We start from the raw sequence: 19,035 nt of genomic DNA on the forward strand, positions 1-19,035 counted from the left end.
TGTCAAGCGCACCACGAGGAGGGTTCAGCCGTCGCTCCCCGGCGGCGGACGCCTCTCGAGAAGTGAACTGCGGAACCGCGCCAGGGCCGAGGCGCCGCCCCTGGGCCGGCGTCCGCCGTGCACGCGGGGGTCGTCCGTCACCGCGTACCGCTTCACATAGGCACCCAGGAACGCCTGCAGGGTCGCGACCGCCGGGATGGCGATCAGCGCACCGACCGCGCCGAGCAGCGCGGTGCCCGCGATGACCGAACCGAACGCGACCGCGGGGTGGATGTCGACGGCCTTCGACGTGAGTTTGGGCTGCAGCACGTAGTTCTCGAACTGCTGGTAGATCACCACGAAGACCAGCACCCACAGCGCGTACCAGGGGTTGACCGTGAAGGCCAGCAGCATCGGCAGGGCGCCCGCCAGGTAGGTGCCGATGGTCGGGATGAATTGCGAGATCAGGCCGACCCACACCGCGAGGGCAGGGGCGTACGGCACGTCCAGGGCGGCCAGCAGGATGTAGTGAGCGATGCCGGAGATGAGCGCCATCAGGCCACGCGAGTACAGATAGCCGCCGGTCTTGGCGACCGCGATCTCCCAGGCGCGCAGCACTTCGGCCTGTTTCGCCGGCGGCAGCACCGAGCAGAGCGCGCGCCGCAGTCTGGGTCCGTCGGCCGCGAAGTAGAAGGCGAACAGGAATATCGTCAGCAGCCGGAAGAGACCGCCCAGGACCGTGGTCGACACGTCGAGCACACCGCTCGCACTGTTCTGGACGTACTTCTGCAGCCAGTCGGAGTGCAGCAGGCTGTCCTGGACCTGCACCCTCGACAGTTCGGTGTGGAAGGTGTGGTTGGTCCAGTTGATCACCGAGTCGAGGTACTTGGGGAACTCCTCGACCATGTCCACGATCTGTCCGGCCAGCATCGATCCCAGGAGGAAGACGAATCCGGCTCCCGCGACCATCACCCCGAGAAAGACCAGGAAGGTGGCAAGACCCCGTCGTACGCCGCGCGCTGCCATCCGGTCGACGGCCGGTTCGACCGCGAGCGCCAGGAAGAACGCGATGAGGATGTTGGTGAGCAGCCCTATGAGCTGGTAGAAGGCCCAACTGCCCAGCTGGAAACAGGCGATGAGGGCCAGCGCGAGCACCATCGCCCGCGGCAGCCAGCCGGGCATCCGCATCGGCGCCGCCGTGGACGTTCCGGCGGGAGGCGGCGTGGGCGGCGGAGGAGTCCGTCCCGCGGTCGTCCGGTCCTCGGCGGTCGCGTCCGGGATCTGGTTCTCGGCGGTCTCATCAGTCGGTGCCACCGGGCCAGTGTCGCCTACCCGCCCGGAGCCTCTCCGGCCGCCCTGCGCTCAGCGCTTGCTCTCGGGAATCCCGACCGCCGAGCAGACTCCCCGCCAGACGTCCTTGGTCTCCCATCCGGCGGCGAGTGCTTCGTGCACCGTGCGTCCGCCGAGCTCCGCCATCACATGGTCACGGGCGAACGAATCGGCATACCCCTCACCGAAGTGCTCCGCCATCCGCTCCCAGAAAATCGTCAACCGCATGCCCTCAGTATCCCGCCCCTGGGAGTGCACCCGGGTCCGGCTCCCTCCCCGAGAGCGCTTTCCGCTCTACGGTCGGTACATGGCCGGATCCGGAGCATCTCCTCTCGCACGTGCCGAGCACTTCATCTGGCTGACGGCCCGGGTGCTCGAGCAGCGGCGGTTCGCTCACTGCTTCCTCGGCGGCGGGGCGGGTCCCGTCGAGGCGGCGCTGACCGCCTACCGCAACGAGGACGGAGGGTACGGTCACGCGCTGGAACCCGATCTGCGCGGCCCCGTCAGCCAGCCACTGCACACGGCGCACGCCCTGCGGGTCCTCGATTCGATCGGCCGCTGCGGTGGTGCGCGGGTGGAGCTGATCTGCCGCTATCTCACGGATGTGTCCACCGCCGACGGTGCACTGCCCGCCGTCCACCCCTCGCAGCGCGGCTATCCGTCGGCACCCTTCATCCCGGTCGTCGACGATCCGCCGAGTGAGCTGCTGGCGACCGGGCCGGTGGTGGGACTGCTGCACCGCAACGAGGTGTGGCACGCCTGGCTCTTCAGGGCGACCGACTTCTGCTGGGCGGCGATCGACGCGCTGGAGAACTCCCATCCGTACGAGATCCAGGCGGCGGTGGCCTTTCTGGACGGTGTCCCGGACCGCTCGAGGGCCGAAGCCGCCGCCGCCCGGCTCGGCCGGCAGGTGCGCGACCAGCGGCTGGCCGTCCTGGACCCCCAGGACCGCGGTGCGTACCCGGTCGCACCCGGCTACGCACCGGGTGAGCAGCACTTCCCCCACGACTACGCGCGGGTACCCGATTCGCTGGCCCGCTCCTGGTTCACGGACGACGAGATGAACCGGTCGCTGGACTTCCTCCTGGCCGAGCAGCAACAGGACGGCGGCTGGCCGGTCAACTGGCGGCCCTGGGCGCCGGGGACGCAGCTCGAGGCGCGGCCGATGGTGACGATCCAGGCACTCACGACGCTACGGGCCCACGGCCGGGACATCGGCGGCTGACACCCTCGGCCGGGCTCAGCCCAGGGCGCGCACCCCGGCGGTGACGAGCACGGCAGCTCCGACGACGACGAGAAAGGGAGCGCGCAGCAGCAGCGCCAGCGCGGCAGCGGCCAGCCCCGCACCACGGGCGTCCAGAACGAGCTGCTGCCCGTCGCCGAAGGTCTGCTGGGCGGTGAGAGCAGCCAGCACGGCGACCGGCAGCAGGGCGGAGAGCCGTCCGACCACCGGGCGCTCCAGCACGCCGGCCGGAACCAGCAGACCGAGCAGTTTGACGAGGTAGCAGCCGGCCGCGGTCACCGCGACGGCGATCCAGATGTTCATCGGTCCTGCTCCTTGTCTGCGGGGGCGGTGCGGAAGGTGGTGCGGCCCTTGAGGAACAGCACCGCGGGCGCCGCGAGTGCGGCGATCAGCACGGGCACGCCCACCGGCAGAACCGGCAGCAGCCCGAGCCCCAGGACGACGGCGAGCCCGGCAGCCGCACGCTCCGTCACCGTGCGCAGCATGGGGGCGAGCAGCGCGAGAAAGACCGCAGGACCTGCCGCGTCGAGACCCCAGGCATCGGGGTCACCGAGCTGGTGTGCGCCCAGTGCGCCCAGCAGCGTGGTGAGATTCCACAGCACATAGAGGGTCAGGCCGGTGACGGTGAACCCGATGCGGGCGGCCCTTCGGGTGGGCTGCGCCAGGGTGACGGCGGTGGTTTCGTCGATCACCCAGTGCGCCGCGAAAGGGCGCAGGGCGCGTGGCAGGGCGAGCAGCTGGGAGAGCCGCAGCCCGTAGAAGGTGTTGCGTATGCCGACGAAGAAGGCTCCGGCGGCCGCAGTGAAGGGGCTGCCGCCCGCGGCCAGCGCTCCGACCAGCGCGAACTGCGAAGCTCCGGTGAAGACCAGCAGGCTCATCACACAGGTCTGCAGCACGGTGAGGCCGGAGCCCGCCGCGGTCACGCCGAAGGCGAAACCGGAGAGCCCGACGGCGATACCGACACCCAGTGCGTCCCTGATGACGGCCGCGTCCGGCTTGGGATCCGGGGCTGTGCCGGTCTCCTCGATGATTGTCCGTTCTATTGCCACACCTGGACGTTACGGATCGCGAGCTGGTCAGGTCTTGTACGTTCTTGCGCGCCCACGACGGTACGCACCGGGGGGAACCCCCACAATCCTGGCGAAGTGCCGGTTCAGATGAGGCTGGTCGGTGAAGCCGACAGCGACCGCTGTTTCCGCCGGCGCCGCGCCCGCGTCCAGCAGCCGGCGGGCCCGGCGCACCCGTGCGTCGGTGAGCCAGGTGTGCGGTGGCATGCCGTAGGTGTCCTTGAAGGCCCGCAGCAGGGCGAACGGGCTGGTGCCGAGGTCGGCGGCGAGTTTCTCGAGGGAAGGCGGCCGCGCCATCTCCTCCTCCAGGACCGCCCGCGCGCGTGCGGCGTTCCGCGCTCCGGCCGTGCGCGCGGGGCGTTCGGGGATGGTGCCGCCGTGGGAGCGCAGCAACCGGGCCACGGCGAGCCTCAGCATGGTGTCCGCGGCGAGCGCGTTTCCCTGCTCGGCCGCCTCGTGCACCCCGACGACCAACTGAGCCGCGCCGGGGTCGTCCACGACCGGCGAGGTGAATCCGACGGGACCGCTGAGGGTGCTGATGTCGGCCGCGATCCCGGCGATGAGATCGGCTGCCGGATAGAGCGTGCGATAGGTCCACCCTTCGGGCACCCCCGCGTAACCGGTGTGCGGCGTGTCGGGGTTCACCAGGCCGAGCTGGCCCGCCCCCGCCCGGACGAGCTCGTTGCGGTGATGGAAGGCCTCGACGCCATGGGTGATCGCCGCGATGACAAAGGTCTCGTGCGTGTGCCAGGCAAAGGATTTCCGGATGTAGCGCGCGTGCAGCAGATCGACACCGGGCAGTTCGTCCAGCCGCCAGTGCCTCGCCTGCTCCTCGGTTCCGGGGGCCATGACTCCATTATTTCCCCTGCTCCGAGCTGTTGTCAGTGGGGAGGTGCACGATGGGGTCATGGTCAGGCCGGCACTCGAATCCTTCTCCCCCGCGACCCGCGGCTGGTTCACGGGGGCTTTCGACGCGCCCACGTCCGCACAGGACGGTGCGTGGCGGGCGATCGCCGAGGGCTCCGACGTCCTGGTGGTCGCGCCGACCGGTTCCGGGAAGACTCTCGCCGCTTTCCTGGCCGCCCTCGACCAGCTTGCGTCGGCTCCGCCGCCCACCGATGCCAGGAAGCGCTGCCGGGTGCTGTACGTGTCGCCGTTGAAGGCCCTCGCGGTCGACGTGGAGCGCAATCTGCGCAGTCCTCTCACCGGAATCCGTCAGGAGTCGGTGCGGCTGGGGCTGCCCGAGCCGGAGATCAGGGTGGGCATCCGCTCGGGCGACACCCCGGCGGCCGAGCGCCGCTCGATGGCGACGAAGCCGCCGGACATTCTGATCACCACGCCCGAGTCGCTGTTCCTGATGCTCACCTCGTCTGCCCGGGACGCGCTGGCGGGCGTCGAGACCGTGATCCTGGACGAGGTGCACGCGGTGGCGGGCACCAAGCGCGGTGCACACCTCGCTGTGTCACTGGAGCGGCTCGACGAGCTGCTCCCCCGGCCGGCGCGGCGCATCGGCCTGTCCGCGACGGTCCGGCCGGTGGACGAGGTCGCCCGTTATCTGTCGCCGCAGCGCAGGGCCGAGATCGTCCAGCCCCCCTCGGGCAAGGAGTTCGAGCTGTCGGTGGTCGTTCCGGTCGAGGATCTGGGCGAGCTGGGCGGCTCGCCGGCATCCGACATCGACCCGGACAAGGCGGAGAAGCCGTCGATCTGGCCTCATGTCGAGGAGCGCATCGCCGATCTGGTGCAGGCGCATCGCTCGACCATCGTGTTCGCCAATTCCCGCCGCCTGGCGGAGCGTCTGTGCAACCGCCTCAACGAGATCGCCTATGAGCGGGCCACCGGGGAGCCCATGCCCGACGCGCACTCCCCCGCAGAGATCATGGCTGAGTCCGGCGCGGCCAGGGGAGCGCCCGCGCTGCTCGCCCGCGCCCATCACGGCTCGGTGTCCAAGGAGCAGCGCGCCCAGGTCGAGGAGGATCTGAAGGCGGGCCGGCTGCCGGCCGTGGTCGCCACGTCCAGCCTTGAGCTCGGCATCGACATGGGTGCGGTGGATCTGGTCATCCAGGTCGAGTCGCCGCCGTCCGTCGCCTCCGGACTGCAGCGGGTGGGCCGTGCGGGCCACCAGGTGGGAGCGGTGTCGACCGGGGTGGTCTTCCCTAAGTACCGGGGCGACCTGGTGCAGGCCGCAGTAGTCACCGAGCGGATGCGTACGGGTTCGATCGAAGCACTCCGGATCCCGGCCAACCCGTTGGACGTGCTGGCCCAGCAGCTGGTGGCCATGGTCGCCCTGGACAGCTGGCAGGCCGACGACCTGCTGACGGTGGTCCGCAGGGCGGCGCCGTTCGCCGCACTCCCCGAATCGGCCTTCACCGGAGTGCTGGACATGCTCGCCGGGCGCTATCCGTCGGACGCCTTCGCGGAGCTGCGACCGCGCGTGGTCTGGGACCGGATCACCGGTACGGTCACCGGCCGCCCCGGGGCGCAGCGTCTCGCCGTAACCTCCGGCGGCACCATCCCCGACCGCGGCCTCTTCGGTGTCTTCCTTGCCGGTACCGATCCGAAAAAGGGTGGCGGGCGGGTCGGTGAGCTGGACGAGGAGATGGTCTACGAATCCCGGGTGGGGGACGTATTCACCCTGGGCACCACCTCCTGGCGTATCGAGGACATCACCCGGGACCGGGTGCTGGTCACACCGGCGCCGGGTGTGCCGGGCCGCCTGCCGTTCTGGAAGGGCGACCAGCTGGGCCGCCCGCTGGAGCTGGGCCGTGCGGTCGGAGCCTTCCTGCGCGAGGTCGGCGGTCTGACTCCCGACGACGCCCGCGCAAGGCTGCTCGCCGCCGGTCTCGACACCTGGGCCGCGGAGAACGTGCTGTCCTACCTCGACGAACAGCGCCGGGCCTGCGGCCATGTCCCCGACGACCGCACCATCGTCGTGGAGCGCTTCCGCGATGAGCTGGGCGACTGGCGGGTCGTCGTCCATTCACCCTTCGGCGCTCAGGTGCACGCCCCCTGGGCGCTGGCTCTCGGCGCCAAGCTCTCCGAGCGGTACGGCATGGACGCCCAGGTGATGCATGCCGACGACGGCATCGTGCTGCGGCTGCCCGACGCCGACCTGATGGGCCTCGACCTGCTGGACAGCGCCCCGGCCACGCAGACCCAGGCACCCGGACCTGAGTACGACAGTGAGCAGGCTCCGCTGGGAGCCGCCGATGTCGCTTTCGACAAGGGCGAGGTCAGCCAGATCGTCACCGACCAGGTCGGTGGGTCGGCGCTCTTCGCCGCGAGGTTCCGCGAATGCGCGGCGCGCGCGCTGTTGCTGCCCCGGCGCAGCCCGGGCAAGCGGACACCGCTGTGGCAGCAGCGCCAGCGCGCCTCGCAGCTTCTGCAGGTGGCCGGCGAGTTCGGCTCGTTCCCGATCGTCCTGGAAGCGGTCCGGGAGTGCCTCCAGGACGTCTTCGACGTGCCCGGGCTCACGGAGCTGATGGGCGACATCGAGTCACGGCGGGTGCGACTCGTCGAGGTCACCACCCCGGAGCCGTCGCCGTTCGCCCGGTCCCTGCTCTTCGGCTATGTCGCCCAGTTCCTCTACGAAGGGGATTCCCCGCTTGCCGAGCGGCGGGCGGCCGCCCTCTCCCTCGACTCGCGCCTGCTGGCCGAGCTGCTGGGCCAGGCCGAGCTGCGCGAACTGCTCGACGCCGATGTGCTGGACGAGCTGGAGAGCGAGCTCCAGTGGCTGGCCGAGGACCGGCGGATCAAGGACGCCGAGGGCGTCGCCGACCGATTGCGGCTGCTCGGCCCGCTGACCGACGCGGAGCTCGCCGTGCGCGGCGCGGAGCCCGGATGGGCTTCCGAGCTCGCGGCAGCCCGCCGCACCATCCGGGTCCGTATCGCCGGGGCGGATCACTGGGCGGCGATCGAGGACGCCGGCCGACTGCGGGACGCGCTGGGCACTGCCCTTCCGGTGGGCGTACCCGAGGCGTTCACCGAGCCGGTCAAGGACCCGCTGGGCGATCTTCTCTCCCGCTTCGCACGCACGCACGGCCCCTTCACCTCGTCCACGGCCGCGGCACGCTTCGGCCTGGGCACCGCGGTCACCGACGGCGCGCTGCAGCGTCTCGCGGCGGCGGGCCGGGTGGTGCAGGGCGAGTTCCACCCGTCCGGCATCGGCCAGGAGTGGTGCGACGCCACTGTGCTGCGCCGACTGCGCCGGCGCTCGCTGGCTGCCCTTCGCCAGGAGCTCGAACCCGTTGCTCCCGCAGCGCTCGCCTCCTTCCTGCCTCAATGGCAGCATCTCGAGGGCAGCAGTCTGCGCGGTATCGACGGCCTGGCCCGCGCGGTGGAGCAGCTGCAGGGCGCTCCTGTCCCGGCATCGGCGCTGGAGAAGCTGATCCTCCCTTCACGGGTGGCCGGCTACACCCCCGCCCTGCTCGATGAACTCACCACCACGGGTGAGGTGGTCTGGGCCGGCGCGGGTGCGCTTGCCGGGAAGGACGGCTGGATCTCGCTCTTCCTCGCGGACGCCGCCCCGCTGCTCGTTCCGCCCCCGCACCCGCTGGAACTCAGCGCGCTGCACGAGTCCGTCTTCAAGGTGCTCTCACCCGGTTACGGTCTCTTCTTCCGCCAGATCGCCGACGAGGTGCGCGCCACCACCCATCCCGACGCCACGGACACACAACTGGCCGACGCGGTCTGGGACCTCGCGTGGTCCGGCCGGCTGACGAACGACTCGCTGGCCCCGCTCCGCTCCCTGCTGGGCTCGGGCCGCACCGCGGGTTCCACGGCTCATCGGGCCCGGCGCACCGTTCCCCGCGGCCGGTACGGCTCACTCACCGGCGCCGCCCGCCCCACTTCACGTACCGGTCCGCCGACCGTATCGGGCCGCTGGTCCGTGCTTCCGGAGACCGAGTCGGATGCGACCCACCGTGCCCATGCATTGGCCCGTACGCTGCTCGACCGGCACGGCGTCGTCACGCGCGGTGCGGTCGCCGCCGAAGGGGTCGAGGGCGGATTCTCGGCTGTATACCGCGTCCTCTCGGCATTCGAGGACAGTGGTCAGGCCCGCAGGGGCTACGTCGTCGAAGGCCTGGGCGCGGCCCAGTTCGCGATGGAGGGTGCCGTCGACCGGCTGCGTACGGCGGCGACCGCCCGGGACCGCATGGAGGCGGGTCCCCCCGGCCGCGCGCTGGTGCTCGCGGCGGCCGATCCGGCGAATGCCTACGGCGCGGCGCTGCCCTGGCCGGAGTCACCCGGGGGTGCGGGCCACAGACCGGGTCGCAAGGCGGGATCGCTGGTCGTGCTGGTGGACGGGGAGCTGGTCCTCTACCTGGAGCGCGGCGGCAAGAGTCTGCTGGCCTGGCCTGCCGGGCCCGACGATCTCCGGCTGCCTGCCGCCGGTCAGGCCCTGGCGGCATCGGCCCGCGCGGGCGCGCTCGGCACACTGACCGTGGAACGCACCAACGGCGAATCGGCACTGACGTCGGATCTGGGCCGGCACCTGGAGGCCGCCGGATTCGTGGCCACGCCGAGAGGGCTGCGGCTCCGCGCCTGACCTCAGGTGCGCCGTGGCATCCCGGAGTGACCCATCACCTGAGCAGGGCCGGCGGCCGGTCTCAGCGGCGCATGGAGGGTGGCGACGCGGCCCACCACAGTGCGATCAGCCTGATGAACCGACCGCACCTCGCGCATCATGGTGGGATGCCCGAAGGAGACAGCGTCGCTCAGGCCGCGGTGCGCCTGCACGCGGCTCTCGCCGGTCGCCCCCTCATCCGGTCCGATCTGCGAGTGCCGCGCTTCGCCACCGCCGACCTCACCGGACGCACCGTTCTCGACGTCACGCCGCGCGGCAAGCATCTGCTCGCCCGCATCGAGGGCGGCCTCACCCTGCACAGCCATCTGCGGATGGACGGCGCCTGGAAGATCTACTCCCCGGACGAGCACTGGCGTGGCGGCCCCGCGTACGAGATCCGCGCGGTGCTCGCCAACGCCGATCACACGGCGGTCGGCTACCGTCTGCCGGTGCTGGAGCTGCTGCGCACCGCGGACGAGAACAAGGCGGTGGGACACCTCGGACCGGATCTCCTGGGGCCCGACTGGGATCCGGAGACCGCGCTGAGCAATCTGCTGGCCGAAGCCTCCCGCCCCATTGGCGAGGCCCTCCTCGACCAGCGCAATCTGGCCGGCGTGGGCAATGTCTTCAAGTCCGAGATCTGTTTTCTGCTCCGTGTCACCCCCTGGCTCCCCACCGGCGAGCTCCGCCTTCCCGAGCGGGCCGTAACGGTGGCGAAGAAGCTTCTGGAGGCCAACCGGGACCGGCCGGTCCGGATGACGACAGGGCTGCGCAATCAGCGCCTGTTCGTCTACGGGCGGGCGCCCCGGCCATGTCTGCGGTGCGGGACCTCCGTCCGCAAGGCGAACCAGGGCGACGGCAGCCGTGAACGCCCGACCTACTGGTGCCCACGGTGCCAGGCGGGTCCCACGCCCTAGTTGACGGCCCGTCGCTTCAGCTCACGCCGTCGCCCGCCCCGGTCCCCCCGTCGGGTTCCGCAGCTGCCGCGCGCCTTGACGACACGGCGGCAGGCACCGCGACGACATGCACGGGCAGCAGGCTGAGGCCCCAGCCGCCGACGGCCACGGCGCTCTCCAGCGGCCCCACGTCTGCGGGCGCCAGCACCAGCCTCAGCGCCACCCAGCACCACAGCCCGCTCGCCACCGCAGCCGACGCCAGAGCCGGCACCCGTCGCTCTACCATGACTGCCTCCTCCGACCGACGCTAAAGCGTGTTCCAGAGGAGGACAATCACCCGGGCGGAGGGCGCGCCGGGCGCGCACCCGGCGCCTATGCACAGCATCACGCGCTCTCCGCCTGGAACATCCATGCATGCTTTTCGAGGTCGGCAGCGACACCGATCAGCAGATCCTGGGTCACCGGATCCGGTTCGTCGGTCGTCTTGATGCGCTCCCGCATGCGCTCGATGACCGCTCCGAGTGCGGTCACCAGGATCCGCACGGCGTCGCCGTCCTTGATCCAGCCCTCCGGCGCCTCGCTGATGGCACTCGTTCTGGACACCGTCGCCGCCCGCCCGTCAGGGGTAACGCCGATCGCCGAGGCCCGTTCCGCCACGGTGTCGGTGTACTGCCGGGCCGTGTCCACCACCTCGTCGAGCTGGAGGTGCACGGACCTGAAGCGGGGGCCGACCACGTTCCAGTGCACCTGCTTGGCCACCAGGGACAGATCGACGAGATCCGCGAGCGCGCCCTGAAGTGCGTCTCCGACCACCTTCAGATCGGCGTCGGACAGAGAGCTTTTCACGCCAGCCATGCGAAATCCTCCTGTATGTTCGTACGTCCTTTCCACCATGGCACATCTACGGACAAGTCGGGCATCACGGACATAAAAACAGCTCCGGCCGGTCCCTCGGGACCGGCCGGAGCTGTATCGCTCTCGCTAAGCAGCGACGACGTCCACCGCTTCCGCGGGGGCCTTGATCGTCACTCGTTCAGTCGCTACACCCGTCACCGAGGACACGGAGACGGAATTGAGCATCGACCGTACCGGCGCGGGTACAGGCTCGCTGGCAGCTGCCGACTCGGCCAGCTCGGCGAGCGAGAGTTCGTCGCTCACTTCACGCATGAGCTCGGACATCCGTACGTCAAGCGCGTCGCAGATCGCGGAGAGCAGCTCGGAGGATGCCTCCTTCTGCCCCCGCTCCACCTCGGACAGATAACCGAGAGAGACTCGGGCGGACGAGGAGACTTCGCGCAGAGTACGGCCCTGGCGCTGGCGCTGCCGACGCAGCACGTCACCCAACAGGCGACGGAGCAGAATCATCGGTGGCTCCCTCCTCGGACCGCGTAGCCGCATCCTTCTCGCCCCACCGTACCGCCTCGCGCCGCGGCCGTGCGGGGAGCGATGTCGTGTTCACTCAGGGCTGCAAACATCAATTCCCCCCGTTCTGTTCCGTATCCTGTGCCCGCGCATTCTCGCGGAGTTCGACGGAGAGCAGCTCAAGAACGCTTCGTACGCTCTCCATACGGATTTCCGCCCTGTCCCCGTTCAACCGCAAGGCAGCCACATTCCCGGCGCCTCCGGGTCCGGAAACCGCTAGAAATACCGTTCCCACGGGCTGCCCGTCCTGTGCGTCAGGTCCGGCCACCCCGGTGGTCGCCATTCCCCAGTCGGCACCCATCACCCGCCGTACCCCGGCCGCCATCTGCTGTGCCACCTCGGCGTTCACCGGACCGCGCGCGTCGAGGAGCGCGCCGTCGACACCCAGAACATCGTGCTTCAGAGCGGTGGCGTAAGCGGTCACGGACCCGCGGAAGACCCGCGAGGCCCCCGGCACCGATGTGAGCTCCGCGGCCACCAGGCCGCCGGTCAGGGACTCGGCAGCGGCGAGGGTCTCACCGCGCCCGGCGAGCGTCCGGAGCACCAGGGCTGCGGCGCTCACCGTGCGGCCCGCTCCGCCGCAAGCCCCATACGCCGCGCCGTCACAGCCTGCTGTACATAGTCAAGTCCGGTCACCACGGTCAGCACCACGGCGACCGCCATGACCCAGAACCGCAGCGTGGCCAGCGGGCCGGTGAGAGCCAGGACGTACATCCCCACCGCCGTGCCCTGCGCCAGCGTCTTGAGCTTTCCGCCCCGGCTGGCCGGAATCACCGCGTGCCTGATCACCCAGAACCGCATGAGCGTGATGCCCAGCTCACGGAAGAGGATCACCCCCGTCACCCACCAGGGCAGATCTCCGAGATACGACAGGCAGATCAGCGCCGCCCCCATGATCGCCTTGTCGGCGATGGGATCGGCGATCTTGCCGAAGTCGGTGACCAGGTTGTACGTACGGGCCAGATGACCGTCGAAGATGTCAGTGATCATCGCGACGGCGAAGGCGGCCCATGCCCAGGCACGCCACTCCGGGTCATAGCCCCCGTCATGGAGCAGCAGGAGGACGAAGCCGGGCACGAGGACCAGCCGGACCATGGTGAGCAGGTTGGCGACGTTCCACAGGCTGGCCTGGTTGACGGCCGCAGCGCCCAGCTTGCCCCCGGGGGCCGGCTTTGCTCCGGTACCGCCGGTGGCGGATGCCGGGACTCCGGTCATCTGCCTGCCTCCTCACCGAGACACTCGGCCACCAGGTCGACGCCTTCGGTACCGACCACCTTTGCCACGACCATACGGCCGGGGACGAGGCCCTCGCTTGCCGTGAAGATCACCTGGCCGTCCGTCTCGGGGGCCTGGTGCTCCGCGCGGCCCACCGCGCCGTCCACCTCGTCGACTGACTCGACCAGCACCGACAGGGTGTCACCGAGCCGCTCCTCGGCCCGCTGGGAGGTCAGCTCCTCGGCGAGGCGGGAAATGTGCGCCAGCCGCTCGGCGATGACGTCGGCGTCCAGCTTGTTCTCGTAACCGACCGCCTCGGTACCGTCCTCGTCGGAGTAACCGAAGACTCCGATGGCATCCAGCCGCGCCCCGGTGAGGAAGCGCTCGAGCTCGGCGAGGTCGGCCTCGCTCTCGCCGGGGAAGCCCACGATGAAGTTGGACCGGACCCCCGCCTGCGGAGCCTTGCCGCGGATGGTGTCCAGCAGCTCGAGGAACCTGTCGGTGTCCCCGAAGCGCCGCATCGCACGCAGCACGCCGGGCGCCGAGTGCTGGAAGGAGAGGTCGAAGTAGGGCGCGACCTTCGGTGTCGAGGTCAGGACGTCGATGAGTCCGGGGCGCATCTCGGCGGGCTGCAGATAGCTGACGCGGATCCGCTCGATGCCCTCGACCTCGGCGAGCTCGGGCAGCAGCGTCTCCAGAAGCCGGATGTCGCCGAGGTCCTTGCCGTACGAGGTGTTGTTCTCGGAGACCAGCATGACCTCCTTCACACCCTGTCCGGCCAGCCAGCGCGTCTCACCGAGGACATCGGACGGACGCCGGGAGATGAAGGAACCGCGGAAGGAGGGGATGGCGCAGAAGGAACAGCGGCGGTCGCAGCCCGACGCCAGCTTCACCGACGCGACGGGGCTGTTTCCGAGCCGGCGCCGCAGCGGCGCCCGGGGTCCGGAAACCGGAGCGACACCTTCCGGAAGGTCCTCCGGCGGTGCGTCCTGGGCGTGGCCCGGAAGTGCGACCGAGGACGAGTCCTGCCGGTCGGCCGGGCTGATCGGCAGCAGCTTGCGCCGGTCGCGCGGGGTGTGCGAGGCGTGGATTCCGCCGTTGAGGATGGTCTGGAGCCGGTCGGAGATATCCGCGTAGTCGTCGAACCCGAGGATTCCGTCCGCCTCCGGGAGGGCTTCGGCGAGGTCCTTGCCGTACCGCTCGGCCATGCAGCCGACCGCGACGACGGCCTGGGTTCTGCCGTGATCCTTGAGATCATTGGCTTCGAGCAGGGCGTCTACGGAGTCCTTTTTGGCGGCTTCGACGAATCCGCAGGTGTTGACGACGGCCACGTCAGCAGCGGCGGCGTCCTCGACGAGGTCCCAGCCGTCCGCTGCCAGGCGGCCTGCGAGCTCCTCCGAGTCCACCTCGTTACGGGCGCAGCCAAGAGTGACAAGGGCGACGGTACGGCGTTCGGGCATGGGCTCAAGACTACTTTGTCCCGGCCCATACCCGATCCGCGAGGGTGATCAGCCGACCTCGGGGTCGCCCTTGGTGTAGGAAAGACGCTCGACCTGGCCTGTCTGGAAGTCGTTCTGGACGTCCTTGCCGTTCACGAACAACTGGATCGCGCCGGCGTTGCCGAGGATCAGATCGACCTGCTGCCCGTCGGTGAAGGTCCGGGACTCGCCCTTGGCGAGCGTTCCGTCGAAGAGCAGCTTGCCGTTGTGCGCCTTCGCCGAGATCCAGCTCTTGTCGTCGACCGCGGACACCTTGACCGTGACCTTGTCCTTCGGCACGGCCGCGATGGCGCTGTCCGACGGCTCGGGTTTCGGCGGTGCGGATTTGCTGGGGGTGGGCTTCGGCGCCTTGGTGGCGGTCGTGGGACCGCTGGCGACGGAGTTCTTGCCCTGGCTGCCGCTGCCACCGCCGAACATGGTGAAGCCGACGAACCCGATCACGGCGACGATCGCCGCCACCATCGCGGCGGTCCAGTTCGGACGACGGCGCTCGGGCCTGATCCGTTCCGCCTCGAAGAGCGGCGCCGCCGGAGTGGGGGCGGGACGTCCGCCGCGCTCGGCGTCGTACTGCTCGATGAGGGGGGCCGGCTCGACGCCCACGGCGCGGGCGAGCGTGCGGATATGGCCGCGGGCGTACACATCGCCGCCGCAGCGGGAGAAGTCGTCCTGTTCGATCGCGTGCACGATGGGGATGCGCACCCGTGTGGAGGTACTGATCTCGTCAACCGTGAGGCCCGCGGCGATCCGGGCCTGCTGGAGGGTATGACCGATCGAAGGACGGTTGTCTTCGGGGGAGTTGCCGATGGACACGGGGGCGCCTTTCGAGCGTGAGCCACCTGCTGGATGTTCAGTCTAGGGGGGTGGAGAAAGGGTGGGGCAACCGGAGGGCGGAGTTTGTACGCCATCAGGTCTGTCGTTGATCCGGTGTTCCCGGACGGCCCGACTTCGGAACATTTCCCGGCCCTCTCTCCAACTTGACGTACGGCCGGGGGAAACGGTTGCCCTCCGAACCATTACGGATGAGCCTCTCCGCGGATGACCGCGAGTACTCCATCCAGTTCATCGGGCTTCACCATGACGTCGCGGGCCTTCGACCCTTCGCTCGGTCCGACGATGTTCCGCGACTCCATCAGGTCCATGAGCCGGCCCGCCTTGGCGAAGCCGACCCGCAGCTTGCGCTGCAGCATCGACGTCGAACCGAACTGGGTAGAGACAACCAGCTCGGCCGCCTGGCACAGCAGGTCCAGGTCATCGCCGATGTCCTCATCGATCTCCTTCTTCTGTTTGGTGCCGACCACGACGTCATCGCGGAAGACCGGTGCCATCTGGTCCTTGCAGTGCTGGACGACAAGGGCGACCTCGTCCTCGGTCACGAAGGCGCCCTGCATACGGGTCGGCTTGTTCGCACCCATGGGCAGGAAGAGCCCGTCGCCCTTGCCGATCAGCTTCTCCGCGCCCGGCTGGTCGAGGATGACCCGGCTGTCGGCCAGCGACGAGGTGGCGAAGGCGAGCCGGGAAGGCACATTCGCCTTGATCAGCCCGGTGACGACATCGACCGACGGCCGCTGGGTGGCGAGTACCAGATGGATACCGGCAGCCCGTGCCAGCTGGGTGATCCGCACGATCGAATCCTCGACATCCCTCGGCGCGACCATCATCAGGTCCGCCAGCTCATCGACGATCACCAGGAGATAGGGGTACGGCGAGAGCTCGCGTTCGCTGCCCTCCGGCGCCTTTGCCTTGCCGTTGCGCACAGCCTGGTTGAAGTCGTCGATGTGCCGGTAGCCGTACGCGGCGAGGTCGTCGTAGCGCAGGTCCATCTCCCGCACCACCCACTGCAGAGCCTCCGCGGCCTTCTTCGGGTTGGTGATGATCGGGGTGATGAGGTGCGGGATGCCCTCGTAGGCGGTGAGCTCAACCCGCTTGGGATCGACCAGCACCATCCGGACGTCCTCGGGCGTCGCCCTTATCATCACCGAGGTGATCAGACAGTTGATGCAGGAGGATTTGCCCGATCCGGTCGCGCCTGCCACCAGGACGTGCGGCATCTTGGCGAGGTTGGCCATCACGTAGCCGCCCTCGACATCCTTGCCGAGCGCCACCAGCATCGGGTGATCATCCTCGGCCGCGTCCGCGAGGCGCAGCACATCGCCCAGGTTGACCATCTCGCGGTCGGTGTTCGGGATCTCGATACCGACCGCTGACTTCCCCGGGATCGGCGAGATGATCCTCACGTCCGGGCTTGCGACGGCGTAGGCGATGTTCTTGGTGAGTGCGGTGATCCGCTCGACCTTCACGGCGGGACCCAGTTCGACCTCGTACCGGGTGACCGTGGGACCGCGGGTGAAGCCGGTGACAGCGGCGTCGACCTTGAACTCCATGAAGACGTTCGACAGCGCGGCGACGACCACGTCGTTGGCCGCACTGCGGGTTTTCCCGGGCCCACCGCGTTCCAGCAGGTCGAGCGACGGCAGCGCGTAACTGATGTCGCCGGACAGCTGCAGTTGCTCGGCGCGGGCCGGCAGTGGCTCCGACGTCTTCGGCGAAGCCTTGGTCAGATCCGGCACGGACTGGGCCCCGGAGTCCTCGGACCGGGACGGCCGCCCGGCTTCGCGAGCCGACGGCACCGGCGCGGACGGGGACTTCGACGGAGTGGTGCCCTCGACCCGGTCGCGGTCCACCGCCACGCCCTGCGTCAGATCCGCGACCAGCGGCGATGGCGGCAGCCCGTTCAGTACGGCTCCGTCCAGCGCCGCGGCGGCCGCCGCTGCCACATCCACGGCGTCCATGGAGCGGCCGGAAGCGGGCTGCACCGACTGCCGGCGCGGCCGGCGGCGCCGGGTGAGGGCCTCCTCCTCCGCGTCGTCGGGGCCCATCGAGTCAGCGGAGCCCGCGCGGCCGCGGGAGGGTCGCCGGGATCCCGCGGGCAGCGCCTCGCGCCACTGCTCTTCGTACCGCTCGTCGTCCTCCGCCGATTCGTCGCCCGGCGCGGGATCGACGATGCCCAGCCTCGCTCCCAGCGCCCTCAACCGTTGCGGGATGGCGTTGACCGGCGTGGCAGTGACGACCAGCAGCCCGAAGACGGTCAGCAGCAGAAGCAGCGGTACGGCGAGCACCTCGCCCATCATGAAGATCAGCGGCTTGGACGCGGCCCAGCCGATCAGTCCGCCCGCGTCCTGCAGAGCAGCGGTGCCCTCACCGCGTCCCGGCGCGCCACAGGCGATGTGGACCTGCCCGAGAACGCCGACGACCAGCGCGGAGAGCCCGATGACGATCCGCCCGTTGGCCTCCGGCTTCTCCGGATAGAGAATCAGCCGCACGGCGATCGCGCCCAGCAGTATCGGCACCAGCAGGTCGAGCCGGCCGAAGGCGCCGGTGATCAGCATCTCGACGAGATCGCCGACCGGGCCGTGAAGATTCGACCAGGTACCGGCGGCGACGACCAACGCGAGACCGAGCAGCAGCAGGGCGACGCCGTCCTTGCGATGAGCGGGGTCGAGCCCTTTCGCCCCACGGCCTATGCCGCGGAACATGGCACCGACGCCATGGGCGACGCCGAGCCAGAGCGCCCTGATGAGCCGGTACACACCGCCGGTGGGGGACGGTGCCGCCTTGGGCAACGGCCTGGCAGCCGCCTTCCTGGCAGGCGCCCTCCTGGCGGGGACGGTCTTCTTCGCCACAGCCTTCTTCGCTGCGGTCTTCTTCGCGGGCGCCGCCTTCCTGGCTGCGCCCGCTGCACGGCCGGCGCGCGGCTTCGCGGTGCCCGCCGCACCTGGGGAACCATTGCCGGACGTACGTGAGGCCATGCGCCGAGGTTACCGGTGTCGACGCCAACGGACACGTGTGCCCACCGCTTCACCCGTTCGTGTCGCCCTGCAAAAGAGCCTTCTTGACGCGAAATCAGCCGGACTGGCCGTCAGTTCTGCGAGGGGAGCGAGGGTGCGACTCCCCCGGCACCTGGTTCCAGCGCGTCGAGAGCCCTGCGGAGCCCGGTGAGTTTGCGTTCCAGGTGTGCCGCAGTGGCGACCGCGGCGGCGTCCGCCGACTCGTCGTCGAGCTGTTTGGAGAGCGCCTCGGCCTGTTCCTCAACTGCCGCGAGCCGGGCCGAGAGTTCGGCCAGCAGCCCGGCGGGCTCCTTGGTGTCGCCGACCGCGTGGCCGTTCCCCTCCAGCTGGAGACGGAGCAGTGCCGCCTGCTCGCGGAGTTGGCAGTTTTTCATATAAAGCTCGACGAAGACCGAGACCTTCGCGCGGAGCACCCACGGATCGAACGGCTTGGAGATGTAGTCCACCGCCCCCGCGGCATAACCGCGGAAGGTGTGGTGCGGCCCGTGGTTGATCGCGGTGAGGAAGATGATCGGGATGTCCCGGGTCCGCTCTCGCCGCTTGATGTGCGCGGCCGTCTCGAAACCGTCCATGCCCGGCATCTGGACGTCCAGCAGAATGACTGCGAAGTCGTCCGTAAGCAGCGCTTTGAGCGCCTCCTCCCCTGACGATGCCCGCACCAGTGTCTGATCGAGCGCAGAGAGGATGGCCTCCAGCGCCAGCAGATTCTCCGGCCGGTCATCGACCAGGAGGATCTTGGCCTTCTGTACCATGGCCCGTCCTCCTCGTCCCGGAAGTGCACCGGGCGCCGCCCCAGGGGACGGCTCCGTTACGCCGCCCGTCCTTGTGCCGGTCATGGTAACCGCACCCCGCCTGTCGCCACACCCTGTCACCGCAATGTCACTGTGCACGTACCAGAAACGTGGCGGGAGACCAGAAGGTTCCCCGGATACCCCGGGCTCACACGCCTCCCGCCACACTCAGTCAACAAGTCGCGA

The 19,035-nt window shown here is 69.8% G+C and carries 17 protein-coding genes; 3 read left to right on the forward strand and 14 right to left on the reverse strand.

From position 1 onward, the window contains the following. Nucleotides 1-24: 24 nt before the first annotated feature. The gene (locus OHS16_RS07070; RefSeq protein WP_328540744.1) at nucleotides 25-1,161 is read right to left on the reverse strand and encodes an AI-2E family transporter; all 1,137 of its coding nucleotides are present in this window, start codon (nucleotides 1,159-1,161) and stop codon (nucleotides 25-27) included. A 180-nt stretch (nucleotides 1,162-1,341) separates the two neighbouring features. Further along, nucleotides 1,342-1,536, reverse strand: coding sequence for a DUF3046 domain-containing protein (locus OHS16_RS07075; RefSeq protein ID WP_328536321.1), 195 nt, complete (start codon nucleotides 1,534-1,536; stop codon nucleotides 1,342-1,344). Between the two features lie 79 nt (nucleotides 1,537-1,615). Here OHS16_RS07075 and OHS16_RS07080 point away from each other — a divergent pair, with 79 nt between their 5' ends. After that, a complete protein-coding gene (locus OHS16_RS07080; RefSeq protein WP_328536322.1) occupies nucleotides 1,616-2,533 on the forward strand; it encodes a hypothetical protein in 918 nt (305 codons plus the stop codon). Between the two features lie 15 nt (nucleotides 2,534-2,548). Here the strand turns inward: OHS16_RS07080 and OHS16_RS07085 are convergent, their stop codons facing one another. Genes OHS16_RS07085 through OHS16_RS07095 form a run of 3 tightly spaced genes read right to left on the reverse strand, consistent with a single transcriptional unit; the run spans nucleotide 2,549 to nucleotide 4,467 of the window. Then, the gene (locus tag OHS16_RS07085; protein ID WP_328536323.1) at nucleotides 2,549-2,854 is read right to left on the reverse strand and encodes an AzlD domain-containing protein; all 306 of its coding nucleotides are present in this window, start codon (nucleotides 2,852-2,854) and stop codon (nucleotides 2,549-2,551) included. Next, nucleotides 2,851-3,600: an AzlC family ABC transporter permease gene (locus tag OHS16_RS07090; RefSeq protein ID WP_328536324.1), complete on the reverse strand. Its 750-nt coding sequence runs from the start codon at nucleotides 3,598-3,600 to the stop codon at nucleotides 2,851-2,853. The genes OHS16_RS07085 and OHS16_RS07090 overlap by 4 nt, the downstream gene beginning before the upstream one ends. A 27-nt stretch (nucleotides 3,601-3,627) precedes the next feature. Continuing rightward, nucleotides 3,628-4,467, reverse strand: a complete 840-nt coding sequence (locus OHS16_RS07095; protein WP_328536325.1) for an AraC family transcriptional regulator — start codon at nucleotides 4,465-4,467, stop codon at nucleotides 3,628-3,630. Nucleotides 4,468-4,525: 58 nt separating this feature from the next. On the opposite strand from OHS16_RS07095, the gene OHS16_RS07100 reads away from it, so the two are divergent. Both OHS16_RS07100 and OHS16_RS07105 read left to right on the forward strand, forming a co-directional pair. Further along, complete coding sequence (locus OHS16_RS07100) at nucleotides 4,526-9,163, forward strand: ATP-dependent helicase (protein WP_328536326.1); 4,638 nt, start codon at nucleotides 4,526-4,528, stop codon at nucleotides 9,161-9,163. Between the two features lie 146 nt (nucleotides 9,164-9,309). Further along, a complete protein-coding gene (locus OHS16_RS07105; protein WP_328536327.1) occupies nucleotides 9,310-10,098 on the forward strand; it encodes an Fpg/Nei family DNA glycosylase in 789 nt (262 codons plus the stop codon). A 16-nt stretch (nucleotides 10,099-10,114) separates the two neighbouring features. Here OHS16_RS07105 and OHS16_RS07110 read toward each other — a convergent pair whose 3' ends face one another. The 9 genes from OHS16_RS07110 to OHS16_RS07150 form a co-directional block, all read right to left on the reverse strand. Next, on the reverse strand, nucleotides 10,115-10,363 hold the full coding sequence (locus OHS16_RS07110; RefSeq protein WP_328536328.1) for a hypothetical protein: 249 nt from the start codon (nucleotides 10,361-10,363) through the stop codon (nucleotides 10,115-10,117). A gap of 98 nt (nucleotides 10,364-10,461) precedes the next feature. Continuing rightward, a complete protein-coding gene (locus tag OHS16_RS07115) occupies nucleotides 10,462-10,932 on the reverse strand; it encodes a Dps family protein (protein ID WP_328536329.1) in 471 nt (156 codons plus the stop codon). A gap of 126 nt (nucleotides 10,933-11,058) precedes the next feature. Continuing rightward, nucleotides 11,059-11,442, reverse strand: a complete 384-nt coding sequence (locus tag OHS16_RS07120) for a helix-turn-helix domain-containing protein (protein ID WP_328536330.1) — start codon at nucleotides 11,440-11,442, stop codon at nucleotides 11,059-11,061. 109 nt (nucleotides 11,443-11,551) lie between these two features. Beyond that, nucleotides 11,552-12,061, reverse strand: a complete 510-nt coding sequence (locus OHS16_RS07125; protein WP_328536331.1) for a CinA family protein — start codon at nucleotides 12,059-12,061, stop codon at nucleotides 11,552-11,554. After that, on the reverse strand, nucleotides 12,058-12,714 hold the full coding sequence (gene pgsA / locus OHS16_RS07130; protein WP_328536332.1) for a CDP-diacylglycerol--glycerol-3-phosphate 3-phosphatidyltransferase: 657 nt from the start codon (nucleotides 12,712-12,714) through the stop codon (nucleotides 12,058-12,060). Before pgsA ends, OHS16_RS07125 begins: the two co-directional genes overlap by 4 nt. Further along, on the reverse strand, nucleotides 12,711-14,174 hold the full coding sequence (gene rimO, locus OHS16_RS07135) for a 30S ribosomal protein S12 methylthiotransferase RimO (RefSeq protein ID WP_328536333.1): 1,464 nt from the start codon (nucleotides 14,172-14,174) through the stop codon (nucleotides 12,711-12,713). Before rimO ends, pgsA begins: the two co-directional genes overlap by 4 nt. Nucleotides 14,175-14,222: 48 nt before the next feature. Continuing rightward, nucleotides 14,223-15,023: a helix-turn-helix domain-containing protein gene (locus OHS16_RS07140; RefSeq protein WP_328536334.1), complete on the reverse strand. Its 801-nt coding sequence runs from the start codon at nucleotides 15,021-15,023 to the stop codon at nucleotides 14,223-14,225. Between the two features lie 203 nt (nucleotides 15,024-15,226). Continuing rightward, nucleotides 15,227-18,019: a DNA translocase FtsK gene (locus tag OHS16_RS07145; RefSeq protein ID WP_443042571.1), complete on the reverse strand. Its 2,793-nt coding sequence runs from the start codon at nucleotides 18,017-18,019 to the stop codon at nucleotides 15,227-15,229. Nucleotides 18,020-18,129: 110 nt separating this feature from the next. After that, a complete protein-coding gene (locus OHS16_RS07150) occupies nucleotides 18,130-18,810 on the reverse strand; it encodes a response regulator (protein WP_328536335.1) in 681 nt (226 codons plus the stop codon). Between the last annotated feature and the right edge of the window lie 225 nt (nucleotides 18,811-19,035).

It is taken from the genome of Streptomyces sp. NBC_00344 (assembly GCF_036088315.1).
Taxonomy (GTDB): Bacteria; Actinomycetota; Actinomycetes; order Streptomycetales; family Streptomycetaceae; genus Streptomyces.

What these genes read in the sequence shown, in the direction of transcription:
- OHS16_RS07070 (WP_328540744.1), bottom strand. Translation starts at nt 1,161, where the DNA reads ATGCCCGGCTGGCTGCCGCGGGCGATGGTGCTCGCGCTGGCCCTCATC.
- OHS16_RS07075 (WP_328536321.1), bottom strand. Translation starts at nt 1,536, where the DNA reads ATGCGGTTGACGATTTTCTGGGAGCGGATGGCGGAGCACTTCGGTGAG.
- OHS16_RS07080 (WP_328536322.1), top strand. Translation starts at nt 1,616, where the DNA reads ATGGCCGGATCCGGAGCATCTCCTCTCGCACGTGCCGAGCACTTCATC.
- OHS16_RS07085 (WP_328536323.1), bottom strand. Translation starts at nt 2,854, where the DNA reads ATGAACATCTGGATCGCCGTCGCGGTGACCGCGGCCGGCTGCTACCTC.
- OHS16_RS07095 (WP_328536325.1), bottom strand. Translation starts at nt 4,467, where the DNA reads ATGGCCCCCGGAACCGAGGAGCAGGCGAGGCACTGGCGGCTGGACGAA.
- OHS16_RS07100 (WP_328536326.1), top strand. Translation starts at nt 4,526, where the DNA reads ATGGTCAGGCCGGCACTCGAATCCTTCTCCCCCGCGACCCGCGGCTGG.
- OHS16_RS07105 (WP_328536327.1), top strand. Translation starts at nt 9,310, where the DNA reads ATGCCCGAAGGAGACAGCGTCGCTCAGGCCGCGGTGCGCCTGCACGCG.
- OHS16_RS07110 (WP_328536328.1), bottom strand. Translation starts at nt 10,363, where the DNA reads ATGGTAGAGCGACGGGTGCCGGCTCTGGCGTCGGCTGCGGTGGCGAGC.
- OHS16_RS07115 (WP_328536329.1), bottom strand. Translation starts at nt 10,932, where the DNA reads ATGGCTGGCGTGAAAAGCTCTCTGTCCGACGCCGATCTGAAGGTGGTC.
- OHS16_RS07120 (WP_328536330.1), bottom strand. Translation starts at nt 11,442, where the DNA reads ATGATTCTGCTCCGTCGCCTGTTGGGTGACGTGCTGCGTCGGCAGCGC.
- pgsA (WP_328536332.1), bottom strand. Translation starts at nt 12,714, where the DNA reads ATGACCGGAGTCCCGGCATCCGCCACCGGCGGTACCGGAGCAAAGCCG.
- rimO (WP_328536333.1), bottom strand. Translation starts at nt 14,174, where the DNA reads ATGCCCGAACGCCGTACCGTCGCCCTTGTCACTCTTGGCTGCGCCCGT.
- OHS16_RS07145 (WP_443042571.1), bottom strand. Translation starts at nt 18,019, where the DNA reads ATGGCCTCACGTACGTCCGGCAATGGTTCCCCAGGTGCGGCGGGCACC.
- OHS16_RS07150 (WP_328536335.1), bottom strand. Translation starts at nt 18,810, where the DNA reads ATGGTACAGAAGGCCAAGATCCTCCTGGTCGATGACCGGCCGGAGAAT.